Below are 17,474 nucleotides of genomic sequence, written 5' to 3'. Positions count from 1 at the left end.
TTATTCTCCTTTTAGGTTACGCTCATATCTTTCAGGGCGATTGTAATTATCCTTTAACTTGTCATTTTCATAGTGATGACTTGTCTCAAGTTGTGGAAATCCTTGCTGTCTTAATGCTTCAAGTAAAACAATTGCAACTGAATTTGCTAAATTATAACACCGAATGTTATCCGACATAGGAATTCGCAGGTTGCGATCATAATATTCGCGCATAAAGGTTTCGGGCAATCCAGTAGTTTCCTTGCCAAAAACAAAGTAATAATCCTTATTTGAATCAGTGTAATCTACTTCAGCGTAGTTTTTAGCAGAGAACTTAGAAATCAAATACATTTCATCATTTGGACCCAAACTAGCTAAAAAAGCATTCAAGTCATCGTGTAAACGCACATCAACTTTATCCCAATAATCAAGTCCAGCACGTTTCATTTTTTTATTATCAATTTGAAAACCCAATGGTTCAATTAAATCAAGAACAGTATTGGTGCCTGCACAAGTACGGGCGATATTGCCCGTGTTTGCTGGCATCAAAGGCTCATATAAAACAACGTGATTAGTCAATTTTTTCTCCTTAATTGAAAAAGTGTGGCTTTGTGACCACACTTTTTTTACTTCTTTGTCACTTCATTATTTTTATTACTATCCTTCTCAGTTAGGGAAGTGGTCTCATCCTCCTCGAAGACTTTCGAAACCTTGCGATAGTAATTATACACGCGAATGGTAATTATCTTCAAAATAGCATAAATTGGAATACCAAAAATTACGCCCCACAGTCCCCAAACTGAACTGGAACCAATCAATAAAAGAATTGTTGTTACGGGATGCATTTCCATTTTATTGCCCATGACTAACGGACTAATTAATCTGGATTCAATTGTTTGCTCTACGAAAAAGACCACTAAAACCTTAATGACCATCGGAACAGAAATCATAATTCCTATTACAATTGCAGGAATAAACGCAATAAAAGTGCCAAAATAAGGTATTAAGTTCAAAAAGGCACTTAAAACGGCAAGAGCTATCCCATACGGTAGTCCGATAATACTATAACCAATACCGAACATAATTCCTACCCAAAAGGCAACAGTTAATTGACCACGAATATAAGATGACAAAGCAAAATTGATGTCATAAAGCAGCTGACCGAAACCATCTTGCCATCTCTTAGGAGCAAATTGCATCAGGTATGGCCGTAAATTATGGCCATCTTTTAACATAAAGAACAAAATAAACGGCGCGGTTAACAGCGTCATGAAGATTACCGTGACGATGCTAATAGCAGACGAGATGTTATCTAGTGTCGCATCAATCGTATTTTGTCCAGATTTAAAAATCATGTCCTGGCCACGTGTAATTGCATCATTAATATTATTTTTCACACTGTGCAGATGCGGGTCGCTTAGCATGTTTTGCACTGCAATTGTTGCATCATTCCAAATATGCGGCCAGTGACGAATTAATGAATCAATTTGTGCCTGTACTATTGGCAATAACGTATTAACGGTCCAAATAAGCAGAACAGCAACTAACAGGAATAATCCAATAATTGTAGCCACACGAGGAACTTTAAATTTTCGCTCCAGTAAATCAACCAGAGGATTCATAATATAATACTGAATCAGTGCCAAGATTAATGGTGGCAAAATAGCACTAACAAATACTTTAGCTGGATTCAGAACAAATGAAATTTTATTAAACACCCAAATAATTAGGAAGAATAATAAAATATTGACTAAAACGATACTAAAACGATTATTTAAAAACCATTTCTGAAAAACAGTTTGCTTTTTATGCTTTCCTTGTGAATTCATTAAATCATCCTAATTAAATATGTTCATAAATAATGTCATCGTTAACATTAAATGCTGGCATAGTCTGTTTTGCACTAAACGTGAGGTAAACAGCATTTGCTAATGGATTTTTAGGCTTTGATTGATTGAAAAATAACGTTATATGGCCTAAGGCCTTCATGTCACTTTCAACCATTGCTCCAACATAATCAGCAACATAAGTTTGCCCATCAATTGTAATTGTATCGCCTTTTTTAAAAATAAAGCCACTAACAGGAGTTTTAGTATCAAATTTTTGAATAATCGAAACATCAACTAAATCTTTAGTGACGTTTTCACCAAATAAAATCACCATATTGCCTTCAGGCTCAATGGCTTGTTGACCTACTTTTGTAATTGTTGATATCCACTTCATTTTGTTACGCTCCTTAAGATTTAATTTTAGCATAACAAAAACCGCTTAACTAATATATAAGCGGTTTTTCTTTATTTCCAATTATTTTCGGTGGTAGAGAGCCCATTTTTTAATTTCATCGATTAAAACTAGCGGTATTGGCAAACAGAATAAGAATAGCCAGTCAACTGGTAATAATCTTGTGGTATTAAATAGCTGTTGCAAGCCTGGGGTAACCGTTAGAACTAGGAATAAGAGAATTTCAAAAATAATTCCATACCAGATACTGCGGTTAGTAAACAGACCCTTCTTAAAGATAGAAACTTTATTTGTCCGGCAATTTAAAACGTTAGCAATCTGTGAGAAGATAATTGCCCCTAATACCATCGTCGTAGCGCGCATGTAGACTGAGCCGCTACCAGCTAGAGGAACTTGTGGCCAACCATTTTGCATATTAACGAAGAAGTAGGCACTAACTGAAATGATGCTTGAAATTAAGCCATACCATAAAAAGGCCTTAACGATTACACTTCGATTAAGCAAATGCTCGTTTCTCTTTCTTGGTGGCTGTTTCATTACGTCGGGATCGACTGGCTCGCCACCTAATCCTAAAGCAGGCAGCATATCCGTTCCTAAGTCAACAGTTAAAATCTGCATAACTGTCATTGGCAGCGGAATTAGTCCACCAGATAACAAGAAGAGGATTGATGGAAAAGCTTCTGGCACATTTGACGTTAAAATATATGTCAAAAATTTCCTGATGTTGCTGTAAACGGCACGTCCTTCCTCAATTGCGGCTACAATTGAAGCAAAGTTATCATCTGTCAGAATGATATTAGCTGCATCTTTTGCAACATCGGTCCCAGTCATTCCCATGGCAATACCAATGTCGGCTTGCTTCAAGGCAGGCGCATCATTGACACCATCACCTGTAGAAGCAACGATTTCACCATTTTCCTGTAATGTTTTAACAACCTTATACTTCTGTTCAGGCGCTACCCGAGCAAAGATTACTTCACCTTTCAGGGCTTCACGAAGCTCGTCTTCACTCATTGTATTTAGCTCGTCACCCGAAATAACCCGAGCGGCATCAGAAGTAAGGCCAATTTGCACAGCAACCGTTTTGGCAGTAAGTTTTGAATCACCAGTGACCATGATGATTTTAATCCCGGCTTCGTGACAACGTTTAACAGCATTATATATTTCTGGTCGAGGTGGGTCACTCATTGTCGTCAAACCAACAAATACCAAATGATTTTCTGCTGTTTCAATTGTCAATTTATTCACATCAGTTGTTTGATCAATGATGCGGTAAGCCATTGCCATGCTTCGTAATCCCTTAGCTGCATATCCAGCATTACGCTTTTTGGCTAAATCCTGATCTTCTTTAGTCATAGCCCGAACTTGACCATCAACTTGAATCTGATCACATTGCTTGATGACATCACTAAAAGAACCCTTAGTAAAGATAATATTTTGGGTATCATTCCAACGATGAATCGTTGACATGCGCTTTCTATCTGAATCAAAAGGCAGTTCCCGTAAACGGGGATATTTAACTAATACCTTTTGTCGATCAAAGCCAGCCTTTTCAGCCATGATAATCAAAGAAGCTTCAGTCGGCGTTCCCAAAATTTTGGGCTTTCCACCCTTAGTTTTACTTGGCTGAACAGCAGTATCATTATCAAGAGAAGCAATTTGAACTAATTTATGCAAATCAGGATTTTCTTCATACCATAACTGCTTTTTGTTTAACTCAATTTGTCCATTATTTTCATAACCATTACCGGTAACTTCATATTCATTTTTAGGCGTCCAAATGTAGTGAATAGTCATTTGATTTTGGGTTAATGTCCCAGTTTTATCAGAGCAGATAACGGTTGTTTCACCCAAAGTTTCGACTGAATTAAGTTCCTTAACCAGCGCATGTTTTTTCGCCATCCGCTTAACTCCTTGGGCCAAGCTTAAGGTAACAGTTGGTAAAAGTCCTTCTGGAATAAAGGCAACAATCATCCCTAATGCAAAAATAAAGGCTTTTGCGAAAGGATATTTAACAAAGAAAATTGCTGCTAATAAAAAGACGATTCCGATTGAAACAGCAATAATTGATAATTGCTTAGTCAGACGGTTAAGTTCTTGCGTTAACGGACTATCGACTTTATTTTGCTTTTGGGTCAGCTGCGCAATTTTACCAAATTCAGTATTCATTCCTGTAGCAAATGCAACCGCACGTGCAGTACCTGCTCCAACAGTCGTACCCGAATAAACCAAGTTAGTTTCAGCGTAACTACCTTCACCGGGGGCATATTCCGTTGTTTTTGATTCCGGAACTGATTCACCATTTAAGGCACTTTGATCAACCTGCATCGAACTGGCAGAGATTAAGCGCGCATCTGCCGGAATTGAATTTCCTGCTTGTAAAATAAAAACGTCGCCAGGAACCAATGTCTTAGAATCAATCTGAACCTTTTTACCATCACGGATAACTTGTACATAGGTCGGCAACATATTATTTAAGGCATCCGTTGCCCTTTTAGCTGCCCGTTCCTGCCAAAAACTAAACAATCCGTTAATGATGTTAACTAGCCAAATTGCGATTCCTAGTTCGACTGTCCCGCTTAGCATTGCTATCGCACCGGAAATCCAAAGCAGAATAGCCATCATACTGATAAAATTCTTGAAAAATGCTTTCCATTCTGATTCTTCCTGCGATTTTTTAATCTCATTAGAACCATATTTTTGTAATCGACGAGCTGCCTCTTCAGAACTTAATCCGTCTGATGAGGACTGCAAATTAGTAAAAACTTCAGAAACATCATTCTTAGCATAAAGCTCTCGAATTTTATTTTCGTCCATTCAGCGTACCTCTTATTTTAAAAACTTTTTTATCGTTAAATCCGATACCATACTTTACCACTTTTTAAGGTGATCGAACCATTCAAATTTTTTACAAATAAATGTCATGCTATACTAATCTTATTAGATAATAAAACCAAAATTTGAGATGGAGGCTTAATAAATGAAGCTATTAATTGGTGGCTATACTAAAAAGAAAGCTACTGGTATTTATGAATTGCCACTGTACAATTCTAAAAAAGGATTAGAAGTCGAGCTTGGAGACGCTAGAGAAGTTATCAAGGTCGGCGGCCCTACTTATTTTGTTCAGGATGGCGATTTAATTTTTACAATTAATAATGCGGGTGATAAAGGCGGCATTAGCGCTTTCCAATTAGTTAACGGCGCATATCAAGAAAAGGATTCATACTTAACACCTGGATCATCACCAGCTTATATTGGCATTAATCGTAAAGATAAATTGCTCTATACAGCCAATTATCATACCGCTGTCTTAGCTGTTTTTTCATATACTGACGAAGGCAAATTGAGCTTAATCGATTCCGTTACCCACACTGCCGACACTCTTGGACCAAAGCCAGAACAAGCAGACGGACCACACCCCCACTTTTTTGACCAAACACCGAAGAAAAACCTGGTTAGCTGTGATTTGGGTAATGATTGCGTCGACTTTTACCGTCTCAAAGACAATCATCTGGAACACTTAGCCAAGTACCAAAATGAGCCCGGCTTCGGAACCAGACATATCGTTTTCAGCCCTGATGGTAATTATTTTTACGTTGTCGGTGAGCTTTCAAGTAAAGTTAACGTTGTTAAATTTTCTGAGAGTGATTGGACATTTACAAGTATTGCCACTTATTCAACTATTCCTGACGACTTTACCGATCACAATGGTGCTGCCGCAATTAAAATTAGCCACGATGGTAAATTTATTTATGTTTCTAATCGTGGTCATGATTCAATTACTGTTTTTGCAGTTAACGATGATCATACACTCCAATTACGTCAACGGGTATCGACTTTTGGCGAATTTCCGAGAGACTTTAACTGGGATGAAAGTGAACAGTTTGTTGTTGCCACTAACCAAAACTCTGACAATGCAACTTTATATAAGCGCAATGCCAAAGATGGGTGCTTAACCCCAATTCAAAAAGATATCTACGTACCTGAAGGGACGAGGGTTTTATTCAGTGAATAACTAAATCAAGCTACTAAAAAAGAGTTGCTGGTGCAACTCTTTTTATTATGCCTTAATTATTATGCTTTTTGCTTCTTTTGCCATAATTGCTGCATATCTGGCGGATCAGGAACTCTGATTTGCACACGTTTATTTGCCCTAAAGGGATCAGGAAAAGAGACGTAAAAGCAATTGAGTGCTTGCCGATTAAACTCATCCTTAATACCGTATAACGGATCGCCAAATAAAGGATGACCCAAAGACTGCATGTGAAGCCGAATCTGATGTGTTCGACCGGTATATAGCCGTAACTCAACCAAACTTATTCCAGGAGCTTGCTTAAGAACCTGGTAGGCCGTGACAGCTTTTTTACCGTTAGGATCGATAAAGCGCTTGACCGTTTCTTTAGTACTGCCGATTGGTTGCCTAATAATGCCACACATTTCATTGGCTTTAAAATTACCGTGAACAAGTGCGTGATATTTTTTAACAAAATCATCTTTACTGAGCTTGCTAAAACGCGCATGGGCAATGGCATTCTTACCCATTAAAACAATTCCCGATGTATCGCGATCTAATCGGGTAATCACATGAGGCTTACTTCCTAAGATTTTTTGCTGGTCAAAGTAACCTAGGACACGGTTTACTAATGCATTATCATCATAACGCGAAGGAATTGAAAGCACGCCAGCCGGCTTATTAATAGCTAAATAGTCGTTAGTTTCTTGGACAATATCAATGGGCTGATAGGATGGCTGCAGCCACGGATTGATCTTTTCTTTGCCGGGAACAAAAATGACTTCATCTTGTGGATGAAGTACAAAATTGGTATAGCGCCGTTTGTGATTAACTAAAATTAAACCACCATTGTTTTTAGCATCGGTTACCGCTTTTTTTGAAAAACCGTTTTTCATTAAAAAAGCCCCTAATTGCTTGGGGGCCTTTGTTTGTACAATCAATTTAAATAAAGTCATCTTTACCACCTATAAAGGCACTTTGAACACGTGACCAGAAATGAGTATGACCAAAGCGGTCAAAGCGAATTTCTTTGTTGGAGATACGATAATTAATCTTCTTAGCATTATGCAGGTCCAACTTGCTTCCGTCAACTGTCATTACAAAATGGGCCGAATTAGGAATAATTGTAATCCACTGGTCGGGGGCAATTACGATTGGTGAGGAAAGCGTTCGAAAAACACGATTATTGATTGAAGCGATTTCCGCCATCTGCAGAGCCTTGAGCCGAGGATGAATTACCGCCCCACCAAGCGATTTATTATAAGCCGTGGAACCAGTTGGTGTGGAAATGCAAAGTCCATCCCCACGAAAATTTTCAAACAGCTGCCCATCAATATAAACATTAGCTTCTAATGTATGTGAAATACGCTTAACCGCAGATTCATTAAGAGCTATATAATGTTTTTTCTCATTAGACTCCGTGACTAATTCAACCTCAAGAAGCGGATATTTGGCAGATTCCGGTTCACGCAAAAAAAGAGCATCGACCATTTTATCAACGTCTTGAGCTTGCCAATCAGTATAAAAGCCTAGATGACCAGTATGAATACCAATAAACCGAATTGAACTGATTTGATTTTCATAACGATGGAAAGCGTTGATTAGAGTACCATCACCCCCGACTGTTATTACAACATCAGGATATTTAGCATCAAAAACAACGCCCTCCTTTACTTCGAGGGCATTTTTTAAATGGGCCACAACCTTAAGCGTCTCTGCATTATTATTATGAGCAATTGTAATCCTCATTATTTTTCCTTACCTTTATTTTTGGTAAAAATCTTTTGGGCTTCCTGAACCTCATCTTTAATCAAAGACATTTCTTCGTCAAGTTTATAAGCCGTTTCTGCAGTTGACTTTAATCTTTTAGAAATGTCTTCTGGGTAAGAACCCTGGTATTTATAATTTAGGGTGTGTTCAACGGTTGCCCAAAAGTTCATTGCTAAAGTTCTAATTTGGATTTCTGCTAATAATTTTTTTGATCCTTCGGGTAAATAAACGGTGTAAGAAATAACCATGTGATAAGAGCGGTAGCCTGAAGGTTTAGCATTTTTAACATAATCACGCTCTTCTAAGACCTCCATGTCATCACGATCATGGATTAAATCCACTACTTTATAGATATCATCAACAAATTGACAAACAATTCTAATGCCAGCAATGTCCTGCATATCAGTCTCAATTACATCGGGACTGATTACACGACGTTCCATTTTTTCTTTGATTGAATCTACTGTTTTTACTCGTCCAACCACAAATTCAATTGGCGAGTGTTCACCCTTGGTCAAAAAACTTTGACGCAAGGACCGAAACTTTACTTTTAATTCACGAACAGCCTCGTTATAAGGCCACAAAAAATTATCCCAGTCAATATTCATAGAAATAATTCCTTTCTCTACAGCACATTCATTTTAACATAAAACAAATGATAGCAATTTCATTCAGACAAGCTAATTATGCAAAAGTTAAGCATTTGCTTTTACCAAAAAGCCCTGATTGCAGTACTTTTTGCTTTTTTTGCTACTAAAGCAACGCGACATAAACGATAATCTAAAATTATGATAAATTTATTAATCTGTGTTAAAAGATTAGTCCTAATCTTCCCTTTTTATTATTTTTCAAACCAATTTTTTGACTATTAAAGTAAAAAAGGTACAAAATGATAAACATTGATACATTATAATTAAGAGTAAACAAACTACGTGTTTTTAACAATGCAAACTGAGCTAAACGATGTTTACACGTTCGTACTTTTTCAAATCTGATAATAGATACATGAAAAATGCACCTTTTTGATGAGGGCCTACTTTTGTTAAAGCTGAACTTCGTTTTAACGTAAAATCAAGCCTTGATCAATATTTATTAAAAGAAAAGGATAGTCGGATGTCAAAAAATAATGAAATCGAAGCTAAAATAATTTTGCCTGAGCAAGTTTACCAACAACTATGTGGTGATTTTAATATCAAAACCTGCTTTACCCAGGAAAACTATTACTTTGACACAAACAATGGCTTACTAAAGGATAATAATATCAGCTGCCGGATCCGGCTCTTTGATAATAGTGCGGAACAAACACTCAAAGTTCCGCATCAAAACCCAGTCCAACAAAAATTTCATGAGGCAACAGAGATTAATGATTCACTGCCACTTGAGCAAGCCCAAAATCTTATAAAGCAAAGTGCTCAGCTGCAAGAAATTTCTTTCAGTGGAAATGTTGGTCATTTTTTACAAAGTCATTTTGCTGCTGCTAGTCAATTACACCTGCAAACATACAGTAAGACCAAGCGAATTTTGGCAGTTGGTCCGCAAGATTGCGAGTTAACTTTTGACAAAAGCCAATACCCTGACGGTTATCAGGACTATGAATTAGAAATTGAAAATCCTGATCCTGAGCTAATTAAAGCAGTTCTAGCAAAATTAAAAGATAAGTATCATATCGTACAAAACTTTTCTAATACAAACCAAGCAAAAATTGCACGCGCTTTCAAACATCGTGGTAAAATGTAAGTGAAAGTATATTTTTTGGTTATAGGATAGATATTTGGTAGAGTTATATTTAATTAAATAATCAAGATTAATCAAGTTATGGAGGAGCCTGATCATGTTTGAGATATTTCTTTTTGTCAATCCCATTGGTTTATATTGTTATGATACGGAAGTATTAATCAAGGACGCAATTGACGAACTCAACATAAATTCCTGCTTTCATTTTATTCCCGTTACGAATTCGAAAGTCATTAAAGAAGACATCATTAGAAGAAAAACTAGCGGACAAATTATAAATGATATTCCGGAATACACAATGGCTTCTTATCAAGCATTACGTAATTACCATGCAATTAAATTCGAATATGGTAATAGAAAAGCACGTTGCTATTTAGTTAGCTTACAAAAAGCTGTTAGTGGCGATTTTAATGTTTACTCACAGGATTTACCTGAGCAGGTAGCATTAGATTTAGGGTTAGATTTTAATCGCATTAATAGTTCTAAAATAAGTAAATACGTTGATGATTCCATTCAGCAAGACAAAGATCTTGCCCGTAAATTTAACGTTAAGAATATACCAACAACAATTATTTTTAATGAAAGTGGTAATTATAACGGAATTTTACTTGAAGGAATTGTAGCTCATGATAAGTTAATTGCACTTTTCAAAAATAGTGCTTGTAATCAAATTCCTGACGAACCAAAAGAAGAAAATAGCTATTACCCAACACGACATTTACGCTTGATGTAAGAATAATGTGATGTTGTCGGGTGACTTTACTGGTCTGAATCGTTCATAAACCCAATTAGGCAGATCATTAATTGTCAGGTGGTTTTGGTAAAGTTGAGCAGCAATGCGCAAGCCTTTAGTGCTTTTTTGCATTATTTGTGTTTGCAAGTAGCTTTTTTGTGCTCGCGGGTCAACATGATAAGTGATTAATTGGGGCTGAAAGTGCCACAATTGCCATAGTCCACTCTTACTTAAAGCAAAATTCGTTGACTGATACTGGATACGGTTAGTTAAAGGCTCACGTTGGACGTTAAACTTTAACCGTAAAATTTTTTGATAAGGGTTAATTTCAAAATAATAATTATGCCACAACTTATTTTCACGAAAGAAAATGAGTTGTGACTTTTTTATTTCTCGCGTTAAATAATGCCGTTTGCCTACTAGCCAGATATCTTTAATTCCATTTTGCCTGTATAAGAGATGGCGATGATTATATTCTGCTTCGCTTAAAGGCGCACATTGGACTTCAAATGCCAACCTGGGACTTGCTAAAACGTCTGCCCTTAGTTGACCAGAAGCTAAAGTTACCTCTGTTTGTGCACTGAATTTTGCCTGCATAAGAGCAATTTTTAGTAGGTTCTTACTTCGTGCATGCTCATCTTTTTCTCCAGCCAAATTAACCTCTCCTGGTTGATGCCTAAAATAAGCAGTACCAGCCTTTACCACTAGCTGCACTTCTTGAGAGCAATGCGGACAAAAATAATGATTTTTCTTCTTTTTAACTAGTGCATTTTTCACTTTTTCTGCTTCATCAATTGCGGTCACTAATTTATTATTCCAAAAAGCTGCATACATAATTTTCACCCATTATTAAGTACGCAAAAAAAGGCAAGATTCACTTGCCTTTTACTTTTTATTCAAATAAATTATTAGTGCTTCAAATGGCTAAAATAATGACGTAACTGTCCAAGGGCATCACGTTCAATTAAACACTTACCCGTTGTTCTAACCCGAGCCATATCAGTCGCTTTTACTTTTGTACCGTATTCGTTAGCAATAATCCAAGCATCTTCTGGTTTAATTTCAACGTAATTTTCATCTGTAAATGCTAAATCAAGATAAAACAACCCACGTTCAAAATAAAGGCTTGAAGAAAGATCACTGGCTAATAAGCTATCTGCAAGTTCCGTTACTTCATTAAAGTCATTAAAACTGTAAGCTTGTTTTTTCTGCAACTTCCAAAAATCTTTTTTAACTTTTGGCTTGTTAGAATCGTTTGTGTCAGCACTATTTGCGTCATCATCTTCTAAATCAAGAAATGAGCGCCGTGAGTCAGTAATTTTGCTTTTTTTCAAATCACCAAAGTCGTTTTCAAACAGCTTAGATAGCTTGTCACGATCCTTTTCAGTAGTCTTAGTAATTAATAAGTCTAAGCCACCATTATTCGGCATTACCTGAAAAGTAACGGGAGCATCTTGACTAAACGAATGGTCAGTATCAATTTCATCCAAAATTGAATAAAAGAATTGTTGGATCTTGTCTTTATCGCCCAGCAAATCTAGAACTTTTAAACCGCGCTTTTCTAACTCGGCTTTATTAATCCTCACGCGGATAGTATTTTCATTAATATGTTCTACTTGCATGAGTTCTTCACCTCCATCAGATCCTTTGTTATATTGTAGCGTATTTTACGAATAAAATAAAAGCGTTAGTTTAAAAAACCAACGCTTTTTTCTTCACTGCTTAACCTATTATAAGTCAGCGATTTTTTGCATCTCTTCGAGTTCAAGACGCCGTACTTTTCTTGGCAAAAACCGTCTAATTTCATCTTCATTGTATCCAACTTGAAGACGACGGTCATCCATAATAATCGGTCGTCTTAGAAGGCTTGGATTCTTTTCCACTAAATCCAGTAGCTGATCAATCGATAAGTCATCTAAATTAACTTTTAATTGTTGAAATGCTCTGGAACGTGTAGAAATAATTTCTTCTGTACCGTTCTCAGTCATCCGTAAAATCTGAATAAGTTCCTCTTTGGTTAAAGGTTCAGAAAATATATTTCTTTCCTTAAAATCAATATTATGCTTTCTTAGCCAAGCCTTGGCTTTACGACATGAGGTACAACTTGGAGATATGTATAAATTTACCATGTGATTCACGCTCCTTTGAACACATTGTTTCAATACTCGTATTATATCATATTACTTCCTTTTTGTAAGCAATATTTGTAATACTATCTATAATTCCATGTTACCTTGTAAAAGTGAATAAACTGTGAATTTTTCCTCAAGAAAAGGTAAAGAAAACGAAAAGGGCCCATTAATATTTATTAATGCGTCCCTTTCATTCTTCATAGTTAATTATTCACTTTTTTCATTAATTCGTCAACTAATTTCTCGTTTTCTTCAGCAGTTTCTGAAACAAAACAAGCTTTATTAGCTAATTCCTTAATGTCCTCAGTGTTAAGTTTCTTCATTAAACTTCTGATTCGCAGAATCGAAGTAGCACTCATTGAATACTCATCAAGTCCCATTGAAAGCAAGATTGGGAACATTGTGTTGTCGCCAGCGGCTTCACCACACATGCCACACCAAATGCCATTTTCATGAGCAGCATCAATTGTGTGCTTAATTAAGCGTAATACTGAAGGATTGGCAGGTTGATACAGGTAAGAAACATTATCATTTCCACGATCAGCGGCCATTGTGTATTGAATCAAATCATTAGTACCAATTGAGAAGAAATCAACTTCCTTGGCAAATTGATCAGCTAAAACTGCAGCAGCAGGAACTTCGATCATCATTCCTACTTCAAGATTTTCGCCAACCTTTACGCCCTTCTTAGTTAATTTATCTTTTTCTTCAGCCAAAATTGACTTAGCTTTACGCAATTCAGCTAAAGTACCAATCATTGGGAACATAATTCCGAGCTTACCGAATGCTGATGCACGCAATAAAGCACGTAACTGTGTCCGGAGGATTTCCTCATTTTGCAATGACAGTCTAATTGCACGTACGCCCAAGAATGGGTTCATTTCTTCAGGTAAGTCCCAGTAATCGAGGTGCTTGTCACCACCGATATCCATGGTTCTGATAATGACTTGCTTGCCATGCATTCCTTCGATAACTTCTTTATAAGCTTCGAATTGATCTTCCTCAGTTGGAAAATCTTTAGAATCCATGTACAAAAATTCTGTTCTGTATAAACCAACAGCTTCAGCACCATTGGCATTTACACCAGCCATATCATTTGGAGTACCAATGTTAGCAGCGATCGTGAATTTCTTCCCGTCAGCAGTTACTGAAGGTTCATTCTTTAATTTTTCCCATTCAGCTTTTTGCTTTAAGAAAGCGTCACTCTTCTTCTTGTAATCAGCTACTTGTTCATCAGTTGGTTCAATTACAGCGTCACCGTTCAAACCATCAACAACTATATTTTGACCATTAGTCACGTCCTTAGTAATTGAATCAGTACCGACAACAGCAGGTAATTCTAATGAACGAGCCATGATTGCTGAGTGAGCAGTCCGACCACCAATATCGGTTACAAAACCTTTGACAAACTTTTTGTTTAATTGCGCAGTATCACTTGGAGTTAAGTCGTGTGCAACAACGATAACTTCATGATCAATTGAAGCAGGATTAGGCAATTCCTTGTTAAGCAAGTGCGCCATAATTCGCTTAGAAACATCACGAACATCCGCAGCACGTTGTTGCATATATGCGTTATCAGTCATTCCTTCAAAAATTGTAATAAATTTTTGAGCAGTTTCATCTAACGCAGCTTCGCTGTTGATCTTTTGCTCCTTGATTTCATTTTCAATTGCACCCGTAAATTCAGGGTCATTCAAAATCATCAAATGTGCTTCAAAGACTTGGGCTTCATCTTCACCTAAGCTCTTTTTAGCGCTGTCGCGAATTTGCTCAACTTCTGCAGTTGAAACTTCAATTGCTTTTTTGTAACGAGCCAATTCACTGTCAACGTCGCTAATTGTCGTCTTTGTATAAGTAAGATCAGGTTCAACCAAGAGATAGGCTGGTGCTACAGCAATACCATCACTTGCAGCAATTCCTTTTAATGTCTTGGTCATTATTCAGCCAAACCCTCTTTTTTCATTGTTTCAGAAATAGCAGCAATTGCGTCTTTTTCGTCATCACCATCAGCACTAATAGTAACATCGGCATTCTTACCAACACCAAGTGACATAACACCCATGATTGACTTCAAGTTAACTGACTTGCCATTGTATTCAAGGTTGATGTCTGAACCAAACTTTGAAGCAGCTTGAACTAACAAAGTTGCTGGACGAGCATGAATACCTGTTTCTGCAATAACATGAAAATCGCGTTTTTCCATTATAAATATCTCCTTTGAATTGAAAAAATCAAACCGGTAGTAAATACCTATTCCTGTATTAGACTATCATTTTTTTGTGAATTAGACAACATAAATGTAACAGTTTACATCATTAAAGTTCAGACTTTGATTGCGTGTAAACTATTTTGCCTCCTCGCAAGGCTTTTCCAGTTATATTCTGTCTTTTACCAAAAGATCTTAAAGCAGCTTGAAAATCAAACGCTTCTTCAGGTTTAACTTCATAATGATCCAATTCACCATTTGCTAACTGCTCCAGAATTTCTTGATAATCCAACTTTACCACCGTTTCTATAAAACATATTCCATCCTTAGCAAAAAAATTGCTAAGGCTTATTTTAGCATATTTACTATGTAGACAGAAAAGGTTTTAAGTTTTAGCACTTGATTATTGCGAGTGCTAATTATATAATTTAATCATTGAAAAGAAAGGCGGTATAACATAATGCTTTGTCAAAACTGTCAAAAGCGACCTGCCTCAATTCACCTTTTTGCAAAGGTCAATGGGCAAAGCCGCGAAATTAATTTATGTCAACAATGCTATCAAGAACTTCAACAACAAGGAAATATTAATATGAGTAATGATAATAATGGTTTCTTTGGCGATTTTAACGATTTATTTAACTTTAGTAACGGCAATAACGGAATGAATGGCAATCCTAACAATCCGGGAATGAACCCAGGTAATCCTGGTAATCCAAATAACGGTGGAAATGGACGCTCACTACTTGATCAATACGGTACTGATTTAACTGCATTAGCGAAAAAAGGTAAGATTGATCCCGTCATTGGTCGCGACAAAGAAATTGCGCGTGTCATTGAAATTTTAAACAGAAGAACCAAAAATAACCCGGTCTTAATTGGTGAGGCTGGTGTTGGTAAGACTGCTGTCGTAGAGGGCTTGGCCCAACAAATTGTGGACGGTTCAGTACCAGCCAAATTACAAGATAAACGAATCATTTCATTAAATGTTGTTTCACTTGTTCAAGGCACCGGAATTCGTGGCCAATTTGAACAGCGCATGCAGCAACTTATCAAGGAACTGCAAGATCACGATGACATCATCTTATTTATTGATGAGATTCATGAAATTGTTGGTGCTGGTAATGCTGAAGGTGGAATGGACGCCGGAAATATTATTAAACCCGCACTGGCTCGTGGTGACTTGCAGCTTGTTGGTGCAACAACCTTAAAAGAATACCGTGAAATTGAGAAAGATTCCGCTTTAGCTCGGCGGTTCCAACCCGTTGATGTTAAGGAACCATCAGTAGCGGAGACTATTCAAATCTTAAAAGGAATTCAAAAGCGCTACGAAGATTATCACCATGTTCACTACACGGATGATGCAATCAAAGCTGCTGCTGAATTATCTGAGCGCTATATTCAAGATAGATTCTTGCCCGACAAGGCTATCGACTTACTTGATGAAGCTGGTTCTCGCATGAATTTGACAATTCCTTATGTTGATAAGGATAAAATGAAGGAACGAATTGATGCTGCACAGCAATTAAAGCAGGATTCTCTTAAAAATGAGGACTACGAAAAAGCCGCTTATTATCGAGATCAAATCGAAAAATACAATAAGATGAAAGATCAAAAAGTCGATCCTGATAAGTCACCAATTATTACTAGCAAGATCATGAACAAGATTGTCGAAGAAAAAACAGGCATCCCTGTTGGCGACTTACAAAAACAAGAAGAAAGCCAACTACAAAATCTTGCTTCAAACTTAAAAGCACATGTAATTGGTCAAGATAAGGCGGTTGATAAGGTTGCCCGCGCAATTCGCAGAAATCGGATTGGCTTTAACAAGTCGGGCCGCCCCATTGGTTCATTTCTCTTTGTTGGTCCAACGGGTGTAGGTAAAACTGAGCTTGCTAAGCAACTCGCCAAGCAAATGTTTGGTTCAGAAGACGCTATGATTCGTTTTGATATGTCGGAATATATGGAGTCATACTCAGTTTCGAAATTAATTGGATCAGCACCTGGCTATGTTGGTTATGAAGAAGCAGGTCAACTAACGGAACGAGTTCGGCGCAATCCTTATAGTTTAATTTTATTAGACGAAATTGAAAAAGCCGATCCTTCAGTGATGAACTTATTCTTGCAAATTTTGGATGATGGCCGTTTAACTGATTCACAAGGACGGACGGTTTCCTTTAAAGATACCATCATTATTATGACGTCTAATGCTGGTCAAGGAATTAAACAAACCAGTGTCGGATTTGCTGCTGAAAATTCTAGTGAACATCCCGACTCCGCTAGAAATTCAATGAGCCAATTCTTCAAACCAGAATTTTTAAACCGACTAGATGATGTCATTGAATTTAATGAATTATCTAAGGAAGACTTAATCAAGATTGTTAACTTAATGCTAAATGAAGTTAACAGTATGGTTAAGAATCAAGGAATGCAAATTACTGTTACCGATGATGCTAAAGAAAAATTAGTTGAAGATGGATACAATCCTGCTATGGGTGCACGTCCTTTACGGCGAATTATTCAAGAAGAAATCGAAGATAAAGTCGCTGATTATAAGCTAGATCACCCAGCTGCTAAAAATCTTTTGGCCAGTGTATCAGATAAGCAAATCATAATTAGTGAACAAGATAATGCCGAATCTGTGCATAGCGCAACAGACGAAGATTAATT

The 17,474-nt window shown here is 36.9% G+C and carries 17 protein-coding genes; 4 read left to right on the top strand and 13 right to left on the bottom strand.

The window, feature by feature from the left end:
- From J3U69_RS01080 to J3U69_RS01065, 4 genes are all read right to left on the bottom strand, one after another.
- Entirely contained in the window at nucleotides 1-558 is a 558-nt protein-coding gene (locus J3U69_RS01080; RefSeq protein WP_220220954.1) for a tRNA (cytidine(34)-2'-O)-methyltransferase, read from the bottom strand.
- A gap of 47 nt (nucleotides 559-605) precedes the next feature.
- Nucleotides 606-1,808, bottom strand: a complete 1,203-nt coding sequence (locus tag J3U69_RS01075) for an AI-2E family transporter (RefSeq protein WP_220232912.1) — start codon at nucleotides 1,806-1,808, stop codon at nucleotides 606-608.
- A 13-nt stretch (nucleotides 1,809-1,821) separates the two neighbouring features.
- Nucleotides 1,822-2,202, bottom strand: a complete 381-nt coding sequence (locus tag J3U69_RS01070; protein WP_103752089.1) for a PTS glucitol/sorbitol transporter subunit IIA — start codon at nucleotides 2,200-2,202, stop codon at nucleotides 1,822-1,824.
- An 81-nt stretch (nucleotides 2,203-2,283) separates the two neighbouring features.
- Nucleotides 2,284-5,037, bottom strand: a complete 2,754-nt coding sequence (locus tag J3U69_RS01065) for a cation-translocating P-type ATPase (protein WP_267412768.1) — start codon at nucleotides 5,035-5,037, stop codon at nucleotides 2,284-2,286.
- A gap of 163 nt (nucleotides 5,038-5,200) precedes the next feature.
- On the opposite strand from J3U69_RS01065, the gene J3U69_RS01060 reads away from it, so the two are divergent.
- Nucleotides 5,201-6,235, top strand: a complete 1,035-nt coding sequence (locus J3U69_RS01060; RefSeq protein WP_267412767.1) for a lactonase family protein — start codon at nucleotides 5,201-5,203, stop codon at nucleotides 6,233-6,235.
- A 59-nt stretch (nucleotides 6,236-6,294) separates the two neighbouring features.
- Here J3U69_RS01060 and J3U69_RS01055 read toward each other — a convergent pair whose 3' ends face one another.
- From J3U69_RS01055 to J3U69_RS01045, 3 genes are read right to left on the bottom strand one after another with little or no spacing between them, the layout of a single operon-like run.
- Nucleotides 6,295-7,188, bottom strand: coding sequence for an RluA family pseudouridine synthase (locus J3U69_RS01055; protein WP_267412765.1), 894 nt, complete (start codon nucleotides 7,186-7,188; stop codon nucleotides 6,295-6,297).
- Complete coding sequence (locus tag J3U69_RS01050) at nucleotides 7,175-7,981, bottom strand: NAD kinase (RefSeq protein WP_220269359.1); 807 nt, start codon at nucleotides 7,979-7,981, stop codon at nucleotides 7,175-7,177. Before J3U69_RS01050 ends, J3U69_RS01055 begins: the two co-directional genes overlap by 14 nt.
- Nucleotides 7,981-8,610, bottom strand: coding sequence for a GTP pyrophosphokinase (locus J3U69_RS01045; RefSeq protein WP_103752084.1), 630 nt, complete (start codon nucleotides 8,608-8,610; stop codon nucleotides 7,981-7,983). The genes J3U69_RS01050 and J3U69_RS01045 overlap by 1 nt, the downstream gene beginning before the upstream one ends.
- Nucleotides 8,611-9,115: 505 nt before the next feature.
- Between J3U69_RS01045 and J3U69_RS01040 the strand changes: the two genes are divergently transcribed.
- Both J3U69_RS01040 and J3U69_RS01035 read left to right on the top strand, forming a co-directional pair.
- Nucleotides 9,116-9,739 carry a CYTH domain-containing protein gene (locus J3U69_RS01040; RefSeq protein WP_267412764.1) on the top strand — a complete coding sequence of 208 codons (624 nt, stop codon included), beginning with the start codon at nucleotides 9,116-9,118 and terminating at the stop codon, nucleotides 9,737-9,739.
- Between the two features lie 94 nt (nucleotides 9,740-9,833).
- Nucleotides 9,834-10,469 carry a DsbA family protein gene (locus J3U69_RS01035; RefSeq protein ID WP_220220946.1) on the top strand — a complete coding sequence of 212 codons (636 nt, stop codon included), beginning with the start codon at nucleotides 9,834-9,836 and terminating at the stop codon, nucleotides 10,467-10,469.
- Here the strand turns inward: J3U69_RS01035 and J3U69_RS01030 are convergent.
- The 6 genes from J3U69_RS01030 to J3U69_RS01005 all read right to left on the bottom strand — a co-directional run bounded on the left by J3U69_RS01030 (nucleotide 10,455) and on the right by J3U69_RS01005 (nucleotide 15,099).
- Nucleotides 10,455-11,303 carry a competence protein CoiA family protein gene (locus J3U69_RS01030; RefSeq protein ID WP_267412763.1) on the bottom strand — a complete coding sequence of 283 codons (849 nt, stop codon included), beginning with the start codon at nucleotides 11,301-11,303 and terminating at the stop codon, nucleotides 10,455-10,457. The genes J3U69_RS01035 and J3U69_RS01030 overlap by 15 nt on opposite strands.
- Before the next feature lie 74 nt (nucleotides 11,304-11,377).
- Entirely contained in the window at nucleotides 11,378-12,091 is a 714-nt protein-coding gene (locus J3U69_RS01025) for an adaptor protein MecA (RefSeq protein ID WP_220220944.1), read from the bottom strand.
- A gap of 108 nt (nucleotides 12,092-12,199) precedes the next feature.
- A complete protein-coding gene (gene spxA, locus J3U69_RS01020) occupies nucleotides 12,200-12,598 on the bottom strand; it encodes a transcriptional regulator SpxA (protein ID WP_220220943.1) in 399 nt (132 codons plus the stop codon).
- Nucleotides 12,599-12,804: 206 nt separating this feature from the next.
- Entirely contained in the window at nucleotides 12,805-14,538 is a 1,734-nt protein-coding gene (gene ptsP, locus J3U69_RS01015; RefSeq protein WP_267412761.1) for a phosphoenolpyruvate--protein phosphotransferase, read from the bottom strand.
- The gene (locus J3U69_RS01010) at nucleotides 14,538-14,804 is read right to left on the bottom strand and encodes a phosphocarrier protein HPr (protein ID WP_220220941.1); all 267 of its coding nucleotides are present in this window, start codon (nucleotides 14,802-14,804) and stop codon (nucleotides 14,538-14,540) included. Before J3U69_RS01010 ends, ptsP begins: the two co-directional genes overlap by 1 nt.
- A 112-nt stretch (nucleotides 14,805-14,916) precedes the next feature.
- Nucleotides 14,917-15,099: a hypothetical protein gene (locus J3U69_RS01005; protein WP_220220940.1), complete on the bottom strand. Its 183-nt coding sequence runs from the start codon at nucleotides 15,097-15,099 to the stop codon at nucleotides 14,917-14,919.
- A gap of 168 nt (nucleotides 15,100-15,267) precedes the next feature.
- On the opposite strand from J3U69_RS01005, the gene J3U69_RS01000 reads away from it, so the two are divergent.
- Nucleotides 15,268-17,472, top strand: coding sequence for an ATP-dependent Clp protease ATP-binding subunit (locus tag J3U69_RS01000; RefSeq protein WP_220232906.1), 2,205 nt, complete (start codon nucleotides 15,268-15,270; stop codon nucleotides 17,470-17,472).
- Nucleotides 17,473-17,474: the final 2 nt, after the last annotated feature.

The organism is Lactobacillus sp. B4026 (assembly GCF_026535825.1).
Lineage (GTDB): Bacteria > Bacillota > Bacilli > Lactobacillales > Lactobacillaceae > Lactobacillus > Lactobacillus panisapium.
Note: the sequence above shows the minus strand (reverse complement) of the source record. Positions and strands in the feature narration are given on the sequence as shown.

What these genes read in the sequence shown, in the direction of transcription:
- J3U69_RS01025 (WP_220220944.1), bottom strand. Translation starts at nt 12,091, where the DNA reads ATGCAAGTAGAACATATTAATGAAAATACTATCCGCGTGAGGATTAAT.
- J3U69_RS01070 (WP_103752089.1), bottom strand. Translation starts at nt 2,202, where the DNA reads ATGAAGTGGATATCAACAATTACAAAAGTAGGTCAACAAGCCATTGAG.
- ptsP (WP_267412761.1), bottom strand. Translation starts at nt 14,538, where the DNA reads ATGACCAAGACATTAAAAGGAATTGCTGCAAGTGATGGTATTGCTGTA.
- J3U69_RS01010 (WP_220220941.1), bottom strand. Translation starts at nt 14,804, where the DNA reads ATGGAAAAACGCGATTTTCATGTTATTGCAGAAACAGGTATTCATGCT.
- J3U69_RS01075 (WP_220232912.1), bottom strand. Translation starts at nt 1,808, where the DNA reads ATGAATTCACAAGGAAAGCATAAAAAGCAAACTGTTTTTCAGAAATGG.
- J3U69_RS01045 (WP_103752084.1), bottom strand. Translation starts at nt 8,610, where the DNA reads ATGAATATTGACTGGGATAATTTTTTGTGGCCTTATAACGAGGCTGTT.
- J3U69_RS01035 (WP_220220946.1), top strand. Translation starts at nt 9,834, where the DNA reads ATGTTTGAGATATTTCTTTTTGTCAATCCCATTGGTTTATATTGTTAT.
- J3U69_RS01060 (WP_267412767.1), top strand. Translation starts at nt 5,201, where the DNA reads ATGAAGCTATTAATTGGTGGCTATACTAAAAAGAAAGCTACTGGTATT.
- J3U69_RS01065 (WP_267412768.1), bottom strand. Translation starts at nt 5,037, where the DNA reads ATGGACGAAAATAAAATTCGAGAGCTTTATGCTAAGAATGATGTTTCT.
- J3U69_RS01030 (WP_267412763.1), bottom strand. Translation starts at nt 11,303, where the DNA reads ATGTATGCAGCTTTTTGGAATAATAAATTAGTGACCGCAATTGATGAA.
- J3U69_RS01000 (WP_220232906.1), top strand. Translation starts at nt 15,268, where the DNA reads ATGCTTTGTCAAAACTGTCAAAAGCGACCTGCCTCAATTCACCTTTTT.
- spxA (WP_220220943.1), bottom strand. Translation starts at nt 12,598, where the DNA reads ATGGTAAATTTATACATATCTCCAAGTTGTACCTCATGTCGTAAAGCC.
- J3U69_RS01050 (WP_220269359.1), bottom strand. Translation starts at nt 7,981, where the DNA reads ATGAGGATTACAATTGCTCATAATAATAATGCAGAGACGCTTAAGGTT.
- J3U69_RS01055 (WP_267412765.1), bottom strand. Translation starts at nt 7,188, where the DNA reads ATGACTTTATTTAAATTGATTGTACAAACAAAGGCCCCCAAGCAATTA.
- J3U69_RS01040 (WP_267412764.1), top strand. Translation starts at nt 9,116, where the DNA reads ATGTCAAAAAATAATGAAATCGAAGCTAAAATAATTTTGCCTGAGCAA.